The sequence below is a fragment of the Pseudomonas sp. Marseille-Q8238 genome (assembly GCF_965111915.1).
Map to the genome: position 1 here is coordinate 2,118,101 of NZ_CBCOPI010000001.1, position 15,672 is coordinate 2,133,772.

17 protein-coding genes and 1 riboswitch are annotated in these 15,672 nt (G+C 61.8%); of the genes, 10 read left to right on the forward strand and 7 right to left on the reverse strand.

The annotated features are described in order from the left end of the window. The first annotated feature begins 4 nt into the window (after positions 1–4). The 4 genes from ACWPW0_RS09855 (at position 5) to ACWPW0_RS09870 (ending at position 4,153) form a co-directional block, all read left to right on the forward strand. Positions 5–1,411, forward strand: a complete 1,407-nt coding sequence (locus ACWPW0_RS09855; RefSeq protein WP_447591085.1) for an NAD(P)/FAD-dependent oxidoreductase — start codon at positions 5–7, stop codon at positions 1,409–1,411. A 33-nt stretch (positions 1,412–1,444) separates the two neighbouring features. Beyond that, on the forward strand, positions 1,445–1,786 hold the full coding sequence (locus tag ACWPW0_RS09860) for a cupin domain-containing protein (RefSeq protein WP_447591086.1): 342 nt from the start codon (positions 1,445–1,447) through the stop codon (positions 1,784–1,786). A 56-nt stretch (positions 1,787–1,842) separates the two neighbouring features. Continuing rightward, on the forward strand, positions 1,843–2,916 hold the full coding sequence (locus ACWPW0_RS09865; protein ID WP_447591088.1) for a polyamine ABC transporter substrate-binding protein: 1,074 nt from the start codon (positions 1,843–1,845) through the stop codon (positions 2,914–2,916). 310 nt (positions 2,917–3,226) lie between these two features. Beyond that, complete coding sequence (locus ACWPW0_RS09870) at positions 3,227–4,153, forward strand: ZIP family metal transporter (RefSeq protein ID WP_454255219.1); 927 nt, start codon at positions 3,227–3,229, stop codon at positions 4,151–4,153. Between the two features lie 29 nt (positions 4,154–4,182). Here ACWPW0_RS09870 and ACWPW0_RS09875 read toward each other — a convergent pair whose 3' ends face one another. Beyond that, positions 4,183–5,220: an RNA methyltransferase gene (locus tag ACWPW0_RS09875; protein ID WP_454255220.1), complete on the reverse strand. Its 1,038-nt coding sequence runs from the start codon at positions 5,218–5,220 to the stop codon at positions 4,183–4,185. A gap of 149 nt (positions 5,221–5,369) precedes the next feature. Between ACWPW0_RS09875 and ACWPW0_RS09880 the strand changes: the two genes are divergently transcribed. Next, positions 5,370–5,813 carry a hemerythrin domain-containing protein gene (locus tag ACWPW0_RS09880; protein WP_447591094.1) on the forward strand — a complete coding sequence of 148 codons (444 nt, stop codon included), beginning with the start codon at positions 5,370–5,372 and terminating at the stop codon, positions 5,811–5,813. A 181-nt stretch (positions 5,814–5,994) separates the two neighbouring features. Then, positions 5,995–6,297, forward strand: a complete 303-nt coding sequence (locus tag ACWPW0_RS09885) for a DUF1883 domain-containing protein (RefSeq protein ID WP_447591095.1) — start codon at positions 5,995–5,997, stop codon at positions 6,295–6,297. Positions 6,298–6,427: 130 nt separating this feature from the next. Here ACWPW0_RS09885 and osmE read toward each other — a convergent pair whose 3' ends face one another. Beyond that, positions 6,428–6,763, reverse strand: a complete 336-nt coding sequence (gene osmE, locus ACWPW0_RS09890) for an osmotically-inducible lipoprotein OsmE (RefSeq protein ID WP_447591097.1) — start codon at positions 6,761–6,763, stop codon at positions 6,428–6,430. Between the two features lie 286 nt (positions 6,764–7,049). Continuing rightward, positions 7,050–7,138: riboswitch (cyclic di-GMP riboswitch) on the forward strand. Between the two features lie 172 nt (positions 7,139–7,310). On the opposite strand from osmE, the gene ACWPW0_RS09895 reads away from it, so the two are divergent. The 4 genes from ACWPW0_RS09895 to ACWPW0_RS09910 all read left to right on the forward strand — a co-directional run bounded on the left by ACWPW0_RS09895 (position 7,311) and on the right by ACWPW0_RS09910 (position 9,354). After that, positions 7,311–7,985 carry a hypothetical protein gene (locus ACWPW0_RS09895; protein WP_454255221.1) on the forward strand — a complete coding sequence of 225 codons (675 nt, stop codon included), beginning with the start codon at positions 7,311–7,313 and terminating at the stop codon, positions 7,983–7,985. Further along, on the forward strand, positions 7,982–8,509 hold the full coding sequence (locus ACWPW0_RS09900; protein ID WP_447591101.1) for a GTP-binding protein: 528 nt from the start codon (positions 7,982–7,984) through the stop codon (positions 8,507–8,509). Before ACWPW0_RS09895 ends, ACWPW0_RS09900 begins: the two co-directional genes overlap by 4 nt. Before the next feature lie 31 nt (positions 8,510–8,540). After that, a complete protein-coding gene (locus ACWPW0_RS09905; protein WP_454255222.1) occupies positions 8,541–8,927 on the forward strand; it encodes a roadblock/LC7 domain-containing protein in 387 nt (128 codons plus the stop codon). A 67-nt stretch (positions 8,928–8,994) separates the two neighbouring features. Further along, complete coding sequence (locus ACWPW0_RS09910) at positions 8,995–9,354, forward strand: hypothetical protein (RefSeq protein ID WP_447591105.1); 360 nt, start codon at positions 8,995–8,997, stop codon at positions 9,352–9,354. A 158-nt stretch (positions 9,355–9,512) separates the two neighbouring features. Here ACWPW0_RS09910 and ACWPW0_RS09915 read toward each other — a convergent pair whose 3' ends face one another. The 5 genes from ACWPW0_RS09915 to ACWPW0_RS09935 all read right to left on the reverse strand — a co-directional run bounded on the left by ACWPW0_RS09915 (position 9,513) and on the right by ACWPW0_RS09935 (position 15,600). Continuing rightward, positions 9,513–12,011 (reverse strand): TonB-dependent receptor family protein, encoded by a 2,499-nt coding sequence (locus ACWPW0_RS09915; protein ID WP_454255223.1) that lies wholly within the window; start codon positions 12,009–12,011, stop codon positions 9,513–9,515. Between the two features lie 158 nt (positions 12,012–12,169). Then, positions 12,170–12,616, reverse strand: a complete 447-nt coding sequence (locus ACWPW0_RS09920; protein WP_454255224.1) for a hypothetical protein — start codon at positions 12,614–12,616, stop codon at positions 12,170–12,172. Between the two features lie 407 nt (positions 12,617–13,023). Further along, positions 13,024–13,821, reverse strand: coding sequence for an ABC transporter permease (locus ACWPW0_RS09925; RefSeq protein WP_454256721.1), 798 nt, complete (start codon positions 13,819–13,821; stop codon positions 13,024–13,026). 88 nt (positions 13,822–13,909) lie between these two features. Further along, entirely contained in the window at positions 13,910–14,644 is a 735-nt protein-coding gene (locus ACWPW0_RS09930; protein ID WP_454255225.1) for an ABC transporter ATP-binding protein, read from the reverse strand. Further along, positions 14,641–15,600 carry a YVTN family beta-propeller repeat protein gene (locus ACWPW0_RS09935; RefSeq protein ID WP_447591113.1) on the reverse strand — a complete coding sequence of 320 codons (960 nt, stop codon included), beginning with the start codon at positions 15,598–15,600 and terminating at the stop codon, positions 14,641–14,643. The genes ACWPW0_RS09930 and ACWPW0_RS09935 overlap by 4 nt, the downstream gene beginning before the upstream one ends. Between the last annotated feature and the right edge of the window lie 72 nt (positions 15,601–15,672).

Sequence of the window (15,672 nt, forward strand, 5' to 3'; positions counted from 1 at the left end):
TGCGATGAGTGACTGGCGCAACATCAGCCTGTGGATGGATCAGCTGGACGAACCCCTGATACCCCGTGCGGCCTTGAGCGGTGACTTGCAGGCTGATGTGGTCATCGTCGGCGCCGGCTACACCGGGCTGTGGACCGCTTATTACCTCAAGCAACAGTCGCCCTCGTTGCGCATTGTCATTCTCGAGGCGCAGACCGCCGGTTTTGGGGCGTCCGGGCGCAACGGCGGCTGGTTGATGGGCAACTTGCTGGGGGAGGATCGCCTGCTGGCCGGGTTGACCCCGACGCAGCGACATGACGCCTATGCGTTGTTGCATGCGATCCCCGACGAGGTCGGCGACGTGCTGCAGCGTGAGCAGATCGCCTGTGATTACCGCAAGGCCGGCGTGCTCTATTGTGCGGCGCGCTACCCCGAACAGCGGGTGCGCCTGCAGGCCCAATTGCAGGCATTGCGTGGCGAAGGGCACGGCGAGGCCGACTACCGCTGGCTGGACACGAGTGAGCTGAACGAACAACTGCGTATCGCCACACCCTATGGCGCCTTGTTCAGCCCGCACTGCGCCACCATTCATCCGGCTCGGTTGGTCCGGGGGCTGGCCCGTTGTGTCGAGCGCATGGGCGTGACCATCTTCGAACAGAGCCGGGTAACGGACTGGCAGGTCGGTCGGGTGTCCACCGAACACGGTGAGGTTCGCGCCGACTGGGTCGTGCCAGCAGTGGAAGGCTATGCCGCCAGCTTGCCGCCATTGGGTCGTTATCAATTACCGGTACAGAGCCTGCTGGTTGCCACGGAGCCATTGTCCGCGGATACCTGGGCCGGAATCGGTCTGGAACGCGGCCAGGCCTTCAGTGAAGCCAGTCGGCAAGTCACTTATGGCCAACGCACTGCCGATGATCGTCTGGTCTTCGGCGCGCGTGGCGGCTACCGCTTCGGTGGGCGCCTGCGGACCAATTTCAACCTCGACAGCGATGAGCGCGAGTTGCGTCGCTACCTGTTCGGCGAGCTGTTTCCACAGCTGCGTAACGTACGCCTGAGCCACGCCTGGGGTGGCAACCTGGGCATGGCCCGTCGTTTTCATCCCCACATGCTGATCGACCCCGGGCAGCAGATGGCCCTGGCGGGTGGCTACGGTGGTGAGGGCGTCGGCGCCAGCAACCTGGGCGGTCGCACCCTGGCCGCGCTGATTCTCGGCCAGGACAACGAGCTGACCCGCCAACCCTGGGTGATGCGTGAGGGCTCTCTCGGCCGCCTGCGCGGCTGGGAGCCGGAGCCCTGCCGCTGGCTGGGCTACAACGCGATCATTCGCAGTTTTGTCCATGAAGACCGGGTTCTCGCCGATCCACGCAGCGCGCCCTGGCGCAGGCGTCTGGCTCAAGGCGTGGCGGGGTTCATGGAAGGTTTCATGCACTGAAGAAGATAGGCACCGAAGAGGATAGCAGCCGTAATGACCATTACCCATTTCAAGAATACCGCCAGCCTGGTGCTGGATGAGTCCAACCCGGTTGGTGTGCCACTCAGCCAGCCAGCGGCGATTACCTCGACAACCAGCGTGGAGCGCGATGACGCGGTCGAGGCAGGAGTCTGGGAGTGTTCCCCAGGTCGCTGGCGGCGGCAGATCGTGCATCAGGAGTTCTGCCATTTCATTCAGGGTCGCTGCACGTTCACCCCGGATGGCGGTGAGCCCATCGTTATCCAGGCTGGCGACGCGCTGATGTTCGCCGCCAACACCACCGGTGTCTGGGACATACAAGAAACCGTACGCAAGACGTACGTACTGATTTTCTGAGCTGATTGCTGAACTGCCACTTCGATAACTCTGACAAAAAACGTAGAGGTGTAACCATGTTGAAGAAACTCATCCCGCTGATGCTCGTCGCCTCGGTCGGACACGCCGCTGATAGCGTGCGGATATACAACTGGACCGATTACATCGCTCCCGACACGCTCAAGGCGTTCGAGAAGAGCAGCGGCATCAAGACCCAGTATGACGTGTACGACAGCAATGAGACCCTCGATGCCAAGTTGATGGCGGGGCGCTCCGGTTACGACGTGGTGTTCCCCTCCAACCACTTCATGGCCCGGCAGATTCAGGGTGGCGCGCTGAAGCAACTCGACAAGAGCCAGTTGCCAAACTGGAAGAACCTCAATCCGACACTCCTCAAAGCCCTGGAGACCAATGATCCAGGCAACCAGCATGGCTTCCCGTATCTGTGGGGCACCACTGGCATCGGCTACAACGTGGCGAAGGTCAAGGCTGTACTTGGCGATGTCCCGGTGGATTCATGGGATGTGATCTTCAAGCCCGAGAACATGGCCAAGCTGAGCCAGTGCGGCGTGGCGATCCTCGACAATGGCCCGGAAATGCTGCCGATTGCCCTGCATCAGTTAGGCCTGCCGCACCACAGCCAGAACCCCGAGGACTACAAGAAGGCCGAGGCCTTGCTGCTGCAGATGCGCAGTAACGTGCGCTATTTCCATTCCTCCAAGTACGTTGGCGATCTGGCCAATGGCGATATCTGCGTGGCCGTGGGCTTTTCCGGCGACATCATGCAGGCCGCCAATCGGGCCAAGGAAGCCAACAATGGTGTGAACATCGCCTATGTCATTCCCAAAGAGGGTGCGCCGATGTGGTTCGACATGGTGTCGATGCCTGTCGATGCCCGTGACGAAAAAGCCGGCTATGCCTTCATGAACTACCTGCTTGAGCCCAAGGTCATGGCTGATATCAGCAACTATGTGCATTACGCCAATGGCAACGCCCAGGCTGATGGGCTGGTCGATCCGGCCTTGAAGGGCGATAACACGGTGTACCCGGAGGAGTCGGTAATGAGCAGCTTGTACGCGCTGGAGGCCATGCCGGCGAAAATCGACCGCCTGCGCACGCGGATATGGAGCAAGGTCAAGAGCGGTATCTGAGAAAACCTGCTTGCGATCTGCTGGCTGCCAGCCATACCGCATAAAACCAGCCTCGGACTGCTCATGCACAACACGTAAACTCCGCGGCTAGTTTTGCCTTGTCTGGCTCTGACTCACAGGGTCGCAAACAGATTCTGAGCCATGGCAATGCGATTCGGTCAGGGCAGGGATTGGCTCCGACCGATGCTCATCGACATCGTTGCGGGTGCGGAACTATCGGGTCGATTGAAATTGCTTGGGCTCTACCCGCTTGTCTCGCGCAGGGTGAGGAGGGGATAGTCACCCCATTGCAGTCGATGCGAGGCCCCTCATGTCCGTTACCGCTCCGTCCCATAGCTTTCGCGCTGCCTGGCTGGCCCAGGCTCAGGCCAATCCCTGGGTAACGCTTGGCCTGGCGGTATCGCTGCTGGCGGTTTCCTGGCTGGTGCTGAGCAGCGGGATGAATGCCTTCGATGGCGTTAACGCGGATCGCTTGCGCTACGCCCTGTATGGCGGTGGGGCAGGTTTTGCGGCCACGGCATTCGGGGCGTTGCTGGCGCTCGGGTTGACCACGATCAGGCCGCGCACCCAGGACATCATGCTTGGCTTTGCCGCCGGCATGATGCTGGCCGCCAGTTCCTTCTCCTTGATTCTGCCGGCACTGGAGGCCGCTCGAGAGATCAGCGGCAATGCCATCGTCGCCGCCGCTACCGTGGTTCTGGGGCTTGCTCTGGGAGCGGTGCTGATGCTCGGCCTGGATCGTTTCACCCCGCATGAACACGAGAGTACCGGCCCTTGTGGTCCGGACAGCGAGCGAATCAACCGCGTCTGGCTGTTCGTCTTCGCCATTACCCTGCATAACCTGCCGGAAGGCATGGCGATAGGTGTCGGCTTTGCCGGTGGTGACCTGAGCGTCGGGATTCCATTGGCCAGCGCCATTTCGATTCAGGACATTCCCGAGGGGCTGGCTGTGGCCATGGCGCTGCGCACGACCGGGTTGTCGGCGCTCAAGGCGACGCTGGTTGCCGTGGCGACAGGCTTGATGGAGCCACTGGGCGCCTTGGTCGGCCTGGGTATGTCCAGCGGTTACGCGATGGCGTACCCGATCAGCCTCGGTCTGGCGGCTGGCGCCATGTTGTTCGTGGTGTCCCACGAGATCATTCCGGAAACCCACCGCAACGGCCACCAGACTGCCGCCACCCTAGGGTTGATGGGCGGTTTCGCAGTCATGATGTTTCTCGATACGGCGTTGGCCTGAGCGAGTGGCAGCAGGGCTTGCCGTACTGTTCAGCGCGCGAGGTGCAGTCGCTTGGTATTGACCAGTTCCACGGCCCGGGCACGCAACTGGCCGCAGCCGCCGTCAATGTCCTGACCGGCTGAGTTGCGTACTTTGGTGAGAATGCCGCGGCTGTGCAGGTAGCGCACGATCTGGACGATGCGCTCACCCTGTGGACGCTGGAATTCGTCGTCTTCCAGGCTGTTGTAGGGGATCAGGTTGAGCACGGCATATTTGCCGGTGAGCAGGCGCAGGATGCCGTCCATTTCTTCCTGGCTGTCGTTGATCCCGGCCAGCAGGGTCCACTGATACTGAATCGGGTAGTCGAAGCGCCGGGCGTAGTCTTCGCCGAGGGCGACCAGCTCTTCGGGATCAATGCGCGGTGCGCGGGGCAGCAATTGCTGGCGCAGTTCGGCATCGGTAGTGTGCAGTGACAGAGCCAGCGCCGGCTTGATCCGTTGTTGCGGCAGGCGCTCGAACACGCGAGGGTCGCCAACGGTGGAGAACACCAGGTTCTTGTGGCCGATACCGCCTTCACTGCCCAGTATGTCGATGGCCTCGAGCACGTTGTCGAGGTTGTGTGCCGGTTCGCCCATGCCCATGAACACGACTTTCTTCACGGGTCTGAAGCGGCGGGCGAGGGCGACCTGGGCGACGATTTCGGCGCTGCCGAGTTGGCGTAGCAGGCCACTCTTGCCGGTCATGCAGAACACGCAACCCACCGCGCAGCCGACCTGGCTCGAGACACAGAGTCCGCCGCGTGGCAGCAGCACGCTTTCCACCATCTGCCCATCACCCAGCTCGACCAGCAGCCGGGCCGAGCCATCCGCTGCCGGGTGTTCGGAGCGCAGCCGTGCCAGGCCGTCCAGGCGCTGGCTCAGCTCGGGCAAGCCATTGCGCACGCTGAGTGGCAGGAAGTTCTCGGCCTGTTGATGGCGTGTGCCGGTGTCTAAGGGCAGGCCTTGCAGCCAGGCACGACTGACCCGCCCGATATGCAGAGGTTTGGCGCCCAGGGTGGCGAGGTGTTGATGAATGTCGTGAATACGCATGGGGCGCGAATCCTATCACTGCGCCATCGGGATTAGCACCCGGAGCCCCTGTGTTTTGTCTGAACCGTGGTGATGGGCCGGAGGTCTTCTCTCCAGGGGCACGGAAGCGTTCCCCTCTCGATAATAATCAGCCTGATGGTGAGCCCCCGATGAACATCTTCGAAGCCTTGCGTGAGAGCCATGAAAAACAGCGCAGTTATGCACGCGCCCTGATCAAGACTTCTGGCGACAGCCCGGAGCGCGATGAGGCCTATTCGCTGCTCAAAGCGGAGCTGCAGGCCCATGAACGGGCCGAGGAGCGGCATTTCTACATTCCGCTGATGGAGCAGGACGGCGGCGTGGACCTGTCCCGGCACGCAATTGCCGAACACCATGAAATGGACGAGATGATTGAGGAGCTCGATGAGCTGGAGCGTTCCAGCCCAGCCTGGCTGCCGCTTGCGAAAAAACTGCAGGAGAAGGTCTTCCATCACCTCAAGGAGGAAGAGAAGAAGTTCTTCCAGATGGCCGGCAAGTTGCTCAGCGAGAAACAGAAAACCCAGTTGGCGAAGGCGTATTTCAGCGACTACGAGGCGGCCTTTGCAGGGGCCTGAGCGGGTCAACGTGGTGAGATGAATAGGCGCCGTACACATCAGAAGCTGCAGCGTGTGCGGTTGCCTGCCACTCGATATCGCGCTCCGAACGTCAGGCTTCCCGTATGGGATGCTGGCGGAGGGCTGGCGTTGTACTCATACTGTCGCCCTGATTTGGCTGAGAAGCCGTGTGGAGCTGTAGATGAAATACATACACCAGCGTGAACACCTCAACGAAGACGACATTGTCGTCATCCAGTGTTCGCAGACCTGCAATATCCGTCTGATGAACGATGCGAACTTTCGTAGCTTCAAGAACGGCGGCCGGCACACCTATCATGGCGGCGCTTTCGACACGTTTCCGGCCAAGATCACGGTGCCCAGTACCGGTTTCTGGAACATCACCATCGACACCGTCACGCGCCGGGCGATCAGTGTCACCCGCAAGCCCGCGCTGACCCATTCGATCAAGATCATCCGCCGTTCGGGCTCTCGCCTGAGCTGACTCCATATGGATGTGCTAGGTATAAAAAACCGCTGCCTGATGCAGCGGTTTTTTTATGGCTTGTGCCATGGCGCTCACTCTCCGAACCGCTGTGGCACGACGTCCCGGAGTTTTTGTGCCCGCTCAGGCGCTACAGCGTTTTCTGGTTGGTCTGGTGCTGGGCGCAGGTCATGAAGCCCTTGCTGTCGACGCGATCCGCGCTGTTGAAGCTCACGTAATAGGTCTGCTCCTTGCCGTCTCGGTTGAGCACGTAGTTGTTGCAACGGCCGGCCTTGTTCGGCCGGTCGACGGTAGAAGAGGGTGGCCCGCCAATGTTCAGCACCTGCTCACGGGTCATGTCGTCTTTGACGTCTTTGACCAGAGGCTCGTTGCGATAGGTAACGAAGTCCACCGGATTCTCCGGGGTGATCGCACAGCCGGCGATGGACGCCGTGACGCAGAGAACTGCCAAGGTTTGCTTGTACATGGAGCTACTCCCATGAGTGAGCCGAAGCGGCCCTGTTTCATTTGGAACGACCGATCATCGCGGGAGTTCGATGTTTATTGATGGGCGCCGATGTGGGTGTCGCCATGCTTCATGTCAGCGCCAGTCTTATCGCGGATCGCTATTGAAAGGCTCTAACTCAGGCTTTTCAGATAGATAGACCACGTAATGAATGTGCCTTTTGAGGTGATGTTGTGACGCCTGTCACGTTATGCGGCCTGCTTCCGGGTCTCGACTTGCGAGCTTGGGAGGTGGCGTATAGCTTCAAGGGTGAGAAGAGCAAACCTGTACGAAAGTCAGGGACGCAAAACCACCGATCTAAAGCCCTCTGCGGGCCATGATGGCGGGGTCGCCCCAAACGATTCGATCCGAGTCGTTTCCGTCTGCGCGAGCGCAAAATCTTGTGCTCTCCAGTCATGGCTACCCCAGTTCGTGTGATGCATTTCGGACTAAGGGCAGGAGCCATGACAGGTTCAATTCCAATGCCAGCCACATCGGCCTCGATATCCATTTGGGTATGGGGTGCGCTATGACCTCGGCCAGCGCTCAGCGCGATTTTTATACCTACAGTTTTCATCAATTGGCTGCACGCGACGCGCTCGTGTTCAAGTCGATTGTCGGCTTGCTCGATGGGCGTACCCATGGCCTGTGGCGTCACGTGGAGGCCGGTGATACCGACTTGCTGGTGCAAGGCTGCGCCAATGACGGACAGATAGCGGCACGCGGCGAGCATGGCGCCAAGGTGGTACTGACGATTGGCTCCAACGTGGTGCCAGCCAATCCGAGAACGCTTTCCCTGAGCCTGCCCCTGCGCGCCAGTGAAGTATTCGAGCGCCTCGAACAGGCTTTCATCCTGGTCTCCCATGCTGCGGCTACTGCACAAGAGCTGCCGGCCACCCTGCGTGTGCAACTGCTGCGCTGGCCGCCGAGCGCGCTGCTGCAGCATGACCCCAGGCTCATGCGCCTGGCGGCGTTGCTCAGCTCCCGCCCACTGACGATTGCCCAGCTTTCAGAGCTTGGGCACCTGCCACTGGATGCCTGCCGTGCCTTTGCCCAGGCCCTCATCGATGCTGGCGTGGCCAATGGTGAATCCGTTGCGGTTGTGACGCCGGTTGCACCCGTCAATGAGGCGCCCAAGGGATTGTTCGCACGTATCCGGGCACACCTGGGCATCGCCACGCCGCGCTCGGAGGTACCGCATTGAAGGAATACAAGATCCTCTTCACCGGCACCATGGGGGCCGGCAAGACCACGGCCATCGCGGCGATCAGCGATGTTCCGCCCGTCACCACGGACGTCCTCAATACGGACGAAAGCCTGTCCAAGGAAACCACCACCGTGGGCTTCGATTACGGCGAACTCGCATTGCCTGACGGTGATCGCCTGCGCCTCTACGGGACGCCGGGTCAGCAGCGCTTTTCCTTCATGTGGCAGATCCTCGCCAAAGGTGCGTTGGGGCTGGTCATCCTGATCGATAACTCACGCCCTCAGCCGCTGGCTGACCTGGCGATTTACCTGGAGAACTTCGCCCATCTGATCCGCGATACCGCCTGCGTGGTCGGCGTGGGGCGGATGGACAGCCATGCACAACCCGACCTGGAAGCCTACTCGCAGTGTCTGCACGAGCACGGGGTGATGTGCCCGGTGATCGCTACCGATGTGCGAGAGCGTCAGCAGGTCGTGATGCTGCTCGACTTGCTGATGGTTCAACTGGAAACCCAGGCGTGAACACAGAACGATTGGAAAGGAAGTTTTGCTGATGACAATCCCGGAAGCACTGCAACGGCGCAGTGAGTACCTGCTTGATGAGTTGATGCGGCGTTTGCCCGGCCTGAGTGCCGCCGTACTGGCTTCCAGCGACGGCTTCGAGGTGGCCGCGCGTGCCCGTGACGAGGCCGAAGTGGCCAAGCTGGCCGCGATGTCCTGCTCGATCTCCGCGCTCGGCGCCATGGCGGGTATCGAGAGCGGAATCGGGCGCTGTCAGAGCGTCACGATCGAGGCGGACGAAGGCTACATCGTGATCATCGAAGTTTCCCACGCGGGCTTCCCGATGATCATGAATCTGGTTGCGCCAACGAGCGAGATTCTTGGCCAGGTGCTTTACCACGCCAAACGTGCGGCGGCTGACCTGGCACTAGCGAATTGATCGACAAGCGCTTGCCGACATGTGCGGTCGCGAGCGCCTTTTATTCATGCACGCAGGAGTACTGATCATGGCTTCAATCCAACAATCTCTGGATGAACTGTTGAGTCTCGACGGGGCTTTGGTATCGGCACTGGTGGATGCCAACAGCGGGATGATTCTCGGGCACGCAGGGGCGGGGGTAGACCTTGAACTTGCTGCTGCAGGCAATACGGAAGTGGTGCGGGCCAAGCTCAAAACCATGAAATCGCTGCAGCTCAACGATGTGATCGAGGACATCCTCATCACCCTGGGCAAGCAGTACCACATCATTCGCCCGATGGTAAAAGCCGAAGGTACCTTCCTGTATTACGTACTCGACAAGGGCCGCTCCAACCTGGCTCTGGCCCGACGCAAGCTGCAGGAAGTCGAGGCAGGCCTGAGCCTGTAACTCGCCTGTGAAAAAGGGCCCTTACGGGCCCTTTTTCATGGCCGTATTTTCAGTTGGTGCTACCTGGCTTGTGTAGGGTTCGCTGTAGCGAATCGCCGTTGTTGACACAGAAAAACGGGGCCTGAATGGCCCCGTATTTCCGACAAGAAACTGCGAACTTAGCGGTTGGGACCGCCGAACTCGTAGCGTACGCCGATCCATGCGGTGCGCGGTGCGCCTGGGGCGACGAAGGTTTCACCTACGGCATTGCTGCGACGGCCGTTGACCGTGCCGTTGCCGGCTGCGCCGTCGGTACGCATCACGCCGCTGGCATCGAACGGGTTGGCACCAAGCATGCCGGCAGTGGCGTATTCGCGGTCGAACAGGTTGTTGACCCGAGCGAACACGCGCCAGTCCGGGGTGATCTGGTAGGCGGTGTTCAGGTTGAACACGGTGTAGCCACCGATCTTGCCGCTGCCGTAGTACAGACCGCCACTCTGGTGGTCGTTGTTCTCGTTGCCACGGGCGTAGGAGCCGGACACGCTGATGGCGTCGGCACCGATGTTGAATTGCTCGGTGACCGAGTAGTTGGCCGACAGCTTGAGGATATTGCGTGGAATCATCGGGATACGATCACCGGATTTCACGCTGATGTTGCCGTTATCCGCGCTGCTGTTGGCCTCACCCAGGAAGGTTTTGTCGGACTGGTAGGTGGCGTCGATGAAGGTGTAGTTGGCGCCCAGTGCCCAGTCACCCCAGACCCCGGCAATCCCGGTTTCGATACCGCGACGGCGGGTTTCGCCGAAGTTGTCGAAGTAACCGCTGCCGCTGGTGCTGGAGGAGACGAACATGATGTCGTCGATATTGCGCGAGCTGAATACCCCGGCATTCCACTGCACGTTAGTGCCGATCACGCCACGCAGGCCGGCTTCCCAAGTCTTGGTAACCACCTGATCGAGGGGCGGATCACCAGCCATGGAGTTAGGCAGCCGGCAGGGCGATTCCGGGTTGGCGCAGCCCAGTTCGATGGTAGTTGGCGCGCGGCTGCCTTCGCTGTAGCCCACGTAGGTGGTCAGGCTCTGGGTCGGGCTGAAGGTCAGGCCAATGGCCGGGTTGAAGCGGCTGAAACTGTGGTTGCCGCTGAGCGAGGCGTTCTCATCGATGACGTTGCTCAGGGCGTTGCCGTTGAGCTCGTAGTGGGTCAGTTGGTCGGTATTGCGCACCGACACATGGTTGTAGCGCCCTGCCAGGGTCAGGTTCAGGCCTTCGCTCAGGGTCAGCGTGTCGCTGCCGTACAGGCTCCAGGTGCGGGTGTTGCCCTTGAGCTTTACGGCGCGGTCGTCCAGGTCGCCATCGAGGTTGAAGGCATTGCCCGCTTCGGCGAATACACCGGTGCCGACGATGCCGCGGTCTGCGGTCAGCGCGCCGTATTCGGCGGATTGACGGAAGCGCACTTGGCTGTAGTCGAAGCCACCGCCCACGGCGAAGGTGTTGTCCTTGCCGAACAGCTCGTTGCGCACGGAGACCTGGCTGAACACACCGGCGTTGCTCTGGACGGTATTGGTGCGGTTGATCATCCCGGTACATTTTTCACCCGGCTCGCCGCCTGGGCTGAACTGGGCAATACAGGCTGCCAGGTTGGCGGCGGTGGTGTAGGGGCCTCCTGTGAGCAGGATGTTCTGCCCCGGATTGCCGATACCTTCAGGCATCGACTCATCGTTGATGTCGCCGTTGAAGGTGTCGGTCTTGATGTGGCGGTAGTAGGTGTTGCCCGAGAAGGTCACGTTGTCGCTGAAGTCGTGGTCCCACTGCAGGTTGACGAAGTTCGAGGTGTTCTGCGTGTTGTCCGGGTGGGTGTAGACGCTGTCGTAATCCCGGCGCAGGAAGCTCTTGGGCACCATTCCGTTACCGTTGAGGTCGGTGTCGGCGAAGCTGTAGGTCAGCTTCAGGTCGGTGGACTCACCGCGCCAGCCGAGCTTGCCGAACAGGTTCTGCGCGTCGGAGTCGGAATGGTCGCGCCAGCCGTCTTCTTCGAAATAGGTGCCGGCGACGAACCAGTCCCACTGGCCCTGGCTGCCGCCGTATTCGGCCTCACCGATCTTGCGGCCGTAGGAGCCGAGGGTGGTCTGCACGGCACCGCCCGGGTTGTCGCGGCCGTTCTTGGTCTGTACCGACAGCGCGCCGCCCAGGGTGTTGAGGCCGAACACCGGGTTGGTGCCTGGCATCAGTTGGGTGGAGGCGATGGCATTGGTGGGGATCAGGTCCCAGCTGACCACGTCACCGAAGGGCTGGTTCATGCGCACGCCGTCAACGTACAGCGACAGGCCCTGCGGGGTGCCCAGCAGTGGCGAGGCGGTGAAGCCGCGGTAGTTGATGTCCGGCTGCAGCGGGTTGTTCTGGATCTCGTTGATGTAGATACCGGCCACCTGGCGGTTGAGGTAGTCGGCCAGGCCCAGCGACTGGGTGCGGCTCAGGTCATCGGCGGTGAACGACTGTACCGGGGCGGCGATACTGTCGCGCGGTACGCCCAGCGAAGGCAGCGGCAGGGTGCCGATCACCTCGGTCTGGTCGATGGTCAGGGTCTTGCCGGTATCTGCCTGGGCGGTGAGCGACAGGGCGCAGACATTGGCGACGAGCAGGGCAAGCGCGCTCAGTCTGAAGTGCTTGGGTGTAGGCATGGGACTACTTCCTGATTGTTATGTTTGTGTGTCGTGTCTGTATTCGGTGCAGGCAGCTCAGCCGGTTACTGCGTAAGCGTCATAGGGCGCTTGGCGAGAGCGGGGCGGAGGTGCGAAGGAGGCGTGATGGCGCGTGGGATGCACGCGCGTGAGGCGAGTCAGCCGGCTTGCCGCCAGGCGTCTATGCCGTTGCGGTACCAGTACCGCGAAGTGGCCAGGCTACGGGACTGCCTCAGGGCTCTTGGCGACAGTAGGCTGGCAGACGGAAGAGGCTGGTCTGGGAGTGCCGAAGTGGTGACCCCCAGGTTCGGCAGCTCGATCCCGGTCTGAGATTTCCAGCGGGGCACGAGATGGCCATGGTCTTTGTTGACCAGCCACAGGTTGTTTTGCGTGAGGGCGTAAGAAGGCGGTTGGGGCGCGAAACAGTCATCAAGCCAGTGCAGCGGGCGATCGGCTTCCTCTGGGGCGAGGGCAGCTTGATGTGCGAGCAGGCGCTGCAGGTTGTCACGGTGCGCCTCTCCGAGAGCGAGCACATGCAGCTCGGCAAAGCCGAGAGCGGACAGCAGGCAGAATGCGAGCAGGGCACGTGTGATCGACTTCCGCATTTACGGCTCCGGGTCGATTTTATTGGAGTGACTGTCGCTGCCGATAAGGCGAGTGACGGGCTGCCGCCTATTAGAGCCGTAGGCGTGAGGCCGGGAAATTCTCCCTTGGGAGACCTACCAAAGTACTGGCTGGTACTGGCTGGAGGTATTGGGGGCGCTGCCTTTCGGCATGCATGGCCGGGTCGAGGCCATTGCGGGCGCCGCTACTGGTGGGCTAAAGCCCACCCTACAGAGTCTGAACGTCGTGTGGAGATTGGCGGGCGGCGCTGCGCTTTAGCCCACCCATCGACGCGTCATTAAACGCAGGGTCGAAGGTCCGCAATTTCCTCAAAGAGGCTCATTCGAGGGCCGGGATGTATATATATTTTCAACAGGACCAATGAGTTAAGGGCCAACGAGAGCAGGCCCTAACTGCCAGCGCTGCGCCGTATGGCCGCGTGCTGCGGGTTGAAAGTGAGCACCGCGAGCACCGAGCACAACAACGTCACGCCAAGGCAGACGGCGAAGGCCAGCAGGTTGAAGCGCTCGTACAGGGCGTAGCGCACCAGTTCCACGGCATGGCTGAACGGGTTGGCCGCACACAGCCAGTACAGCCATTCGCTGGCCTCCTGCATCTTCCACAACGGGTAGAGCGCCGAGGACAGGAAGAACAGCGGGAAGATCACGAAATTCATCACCCCGGCGAAGTTCTCCAACTGACGGATGCCGTTGGACAGCAACAGACCCAGGGCGCTGAGCAGCAGTGCGGCCAGCAGCAGTGCAGGCATCGCCGCGAGCAGGCCCAGCGGCGGCGGTTGTACGCCGTAGAGCCAGGCGATGGCGAGAAAGGCGTAGACCTGCAGCAGCGAAACCAGCGAGGTCGCCAGCAGCTTGCCGGCCAGCAGGAAGGCGCGGGGCAGGGGGCTGGTGAGCAGCACGCGCATGCTGCCCATCTCGCGGTCGTAAACCATCGACAGCGAGCCCTGCATGCCGTTGAACAGCAAGATCATGCAGGCCAGGCCCGGCACGATGTAGGTCTCGTAGGTCACGTAGGTGTCGTATGGCTCGATGATCGAGATACCCAGCGCCGCGCGAAAGCCTGCGGCGAACACCAGCAGCCACAGCAGCGGCCGCACCAATGCGCTGAGAAAGCGCGAACGCTGCTGCACGAAGCGCAGCCATTCGCGCACCACGATGCCACGCAGGCAGGACCAGTAGGCGGTGATCATGCTCGACGCTCCGCAATCCAGAACAGGGGTTGTGCCGTGCACGCCATAGGGTGCGCGGCGCACACCAGAACCCTTTCACACCGGCTCATTTCGCCGCCTCGCCATGGGTCAGGCGCTCGAAGGTTTCCGCCAGGCTGTTCAGCCCATGGCTGGCACTGACCTCATCGGCACGCCCTTGGGCCACCAGCCGGCCACGGTTGAGGATCAGCAATGCATCGCCGTCCTGCACTTCGTCCAGCAGGTGGGTGGTCCACAGCACCGCCAGTAGTTCATCGCGGCACAGCTGGCGCACATGTTGGTTGAGCGCCTGGCGCGAGGCCGGGTCAAGGCCCACGCTGGCTTCGTCGAGCAGCAGCAGGCGCGGTTTGTGCAGCAGCGCACGGGCGATCTCCACCCGGCGCCGGTGACCGCCATTGAGCAGGCGCACCTTCTCGTGCTGGCGCTCGCCCAGTTGCTGGCGCTCCAGTTCGGCGTCGATGCGCAGATTGGCCAGCGAACGCGGCATGCCATGCAGGGCCGCGTGGTAGTTCAGGTTTTGCCGTACGGAGAGGTCCAGGTCCAGCGTGCTTTGCTGAAACACCACGCCGAGCTGGGCCAGGGCAGGCCGTGGTGCGCGGCGCAGGTCGTGTCCGCCGATGCGCACCTGGCCCTGTTGCAGGCCGTAGAGGCGGGTGAGCAGGGCGATCAGCGTCGATTTGCCCGCGCCGTTGGGGCCGAGCAGGGCACTGAAGTGGCCGGGCGCGCAGGCGAAGCTGACATCCTGCAGAGCCTGGCGCGTACCGTAGGCGAAGCCCAGGCCTTCGACTTCCAGGCTGTTCACGGTGTGACCACCACGCCCCACGGATAGCGGCCGACCTTGATCGATTTGGTCACCTTCAGCTTGTCCACGTCGATCACCGAGACGTCACCGCTGATGCCATTGGTGGTCAGCAAGTGCTTCTGGTCGGGGGTGAACGCCATGTGCCACACACGCTTGCCCACCAGCAGATAGTCGAGCACCTCGAAGGTCTTGGCGTCGACCACCGCCACATGGTTGGCCGGGCCGAGGGCGACGAAGGCGTACTTGCCATCGTGGCTCAGGCGCACGCCGACTGGCTGCACCTTGTCCGGGTGAACGCCCTTGATCTTGAAGTTCAGCACCTTGGTGATCGTGCGGCTGTCGACATCGATGATGCTCACCGTGCCGCCGATTTCCGCCGAGGCCCAGAGTTGCTTGCCGTCCTCGCTGAACTCCACGTGGCGCGGGCGCTGGTCGACCAGGGTGTTGTCCACCAGGGTGTGGGTGCTGGTGTCGATCCAGTGCAGCATGTTGGTGGTTTCACTGGTATTGACCGCCCACTTGCCATCCGGGCTGACGGCCATGCCCTCGGGCTCCACGCCGACGTCGATCTGCGCCAGCACCTGGCTGGTCTCGGTGTCGACCACGGTGACCAGGGCATCGTCCTCGTTGGAGATATACAGCCACTTGTCGTTGGGGTGCAGGGCGAACTGCTCGGGGTCGGCGCCGGACGGCAGCTCCTTGATGATCTTGCGCGTGGCCAGGTCCATCACCTGCACGGTGTCGGAGTCGCTGGCACAGATGTACATCAGCGTGTTGTCGTGGGACAGCAGCAGGCCGCGTGGGCGCTTGCCGACCTCCAGGGTCTCGGTGACGCTCATGCTGTCCAGGTCGATGACGCTGATGCTGTCATCTTTCTCGTTGGAGACGTAGGCCGTGGCCGCCAGGGCTTGGGCGCTGGCGAGCAGCAGGGCGGAACAGAGCAGGGTGCGGCGCATGGGAATTCCTTGTTGTCGGTGGGCGTGCGCGGCCGTTGCCGGCTGCGCGCCTCGGTGCTCGTTCAGCAGGCG

Excerpts from the sequence above, each read along its gene's own strand:
- ACWPW0_RS09855 (WP_447591085.1), top strand. The coding sequence starts at position 5 with ATGAGTGACTGGCGCAACATCAGCCTGTGGATGGATCAGCTGGACGAA.
- ACWPW0_RS09860 (WP_447591086.1), top strand. The coding sequence starts at position 1,445 with ATGACCATTACCCATTTCAAGAATACCGCCAGCCTGGTGCTGGATGAG.
- ACWPW0_RS09865 (WP_447591088.1), top strand. The coding sequence starts at position 1,843 with ATGTTGAAGAAACTCATCCCGCTGATGCTCGTCGCCTCGGTCGGACAC.
- ACWPW0_RS09870 (WP_454255219.1), top strand. The coding sequence starts at position 3,227 with ATGTCCGTTACCGCTCCGTCCCATAGCTTTCGCGCTGCCTGGCTGGCC.
- ACWPW0_RS09875 (WP_454255220.1), bottom strand. The coding sequence starts at position 5,220 with ATGCGTATTCACGACATTCATCAACACCTCGCCACCCTGGGCGCCAAA.
- ACWPW0_RS09880 (WP_447591094.1), top strand. The coding sequence starts at position 5,370 with ATGAACATCTTCGAAGCCTTGCGTGAGAGCCATGAAAAACAGCGCAGT.
- ACWPW0_RS09885 (WP_447591095.1), top strand. The coding sequence starts at position 5,995 with ATGAAATACATACACCAGCGTGAACACCTCAACGAAGACGACATTGTC.
- osmE (WP_447591097.1), bottom strand. The coding sequence starts at position 6,763 with ATGTACAAGCAAACCTTGGCAGTTCTCTGCGTCACGGCGTCCATCGCC.
- ACWPW0_RS09895 (WP_454255221.1), top strand. The coding sequence starts at position 7,311 with ATGACCTCGGCCAGCGCTCAGCGCGATTTTTATACCTACAGTTTTCAT.
- ACWPW0_RS09905 (WP_454255222.1), top strand. The coding sequence starts at position 8,541 with ATGACAATCCCGGAAGCACTGCAACGGCGCAGTGAGTACCTGCTTGAT.
- ACWPW0_RS09910 (WP_447591105.1), top strand. The coding sequence starts at position 8,995 with ATGGCTTCAATCCAACAATCTCTGGATGAACTGTTGAGTCTCGACGGG.
- ACWPW0_RS09915 (WP_454255223.1), bottom strand. The coding sequence starts at position 12,011 with ATGCCTACACCCAAGCACTTCAGACTGAGCGCGCTTGCCCTGCTCGTC.
- ACWPW0_RS09920 (WP_454255224.1), bottom strand. The coding sequence starts at position 12,616 with ATGCGGAAGTCGATCACACGTGCCCTGCTCGCATTCTGCCTGCTGTCC.
- ACWPW0_RS09935 (WP_447591113.1), bottom strand. The coding sequence starts at position 15,600 with ATGCGCCGCACCCTGCTCTGTTCCGCCCTGCTGCTCGCCAGCGCCCAA.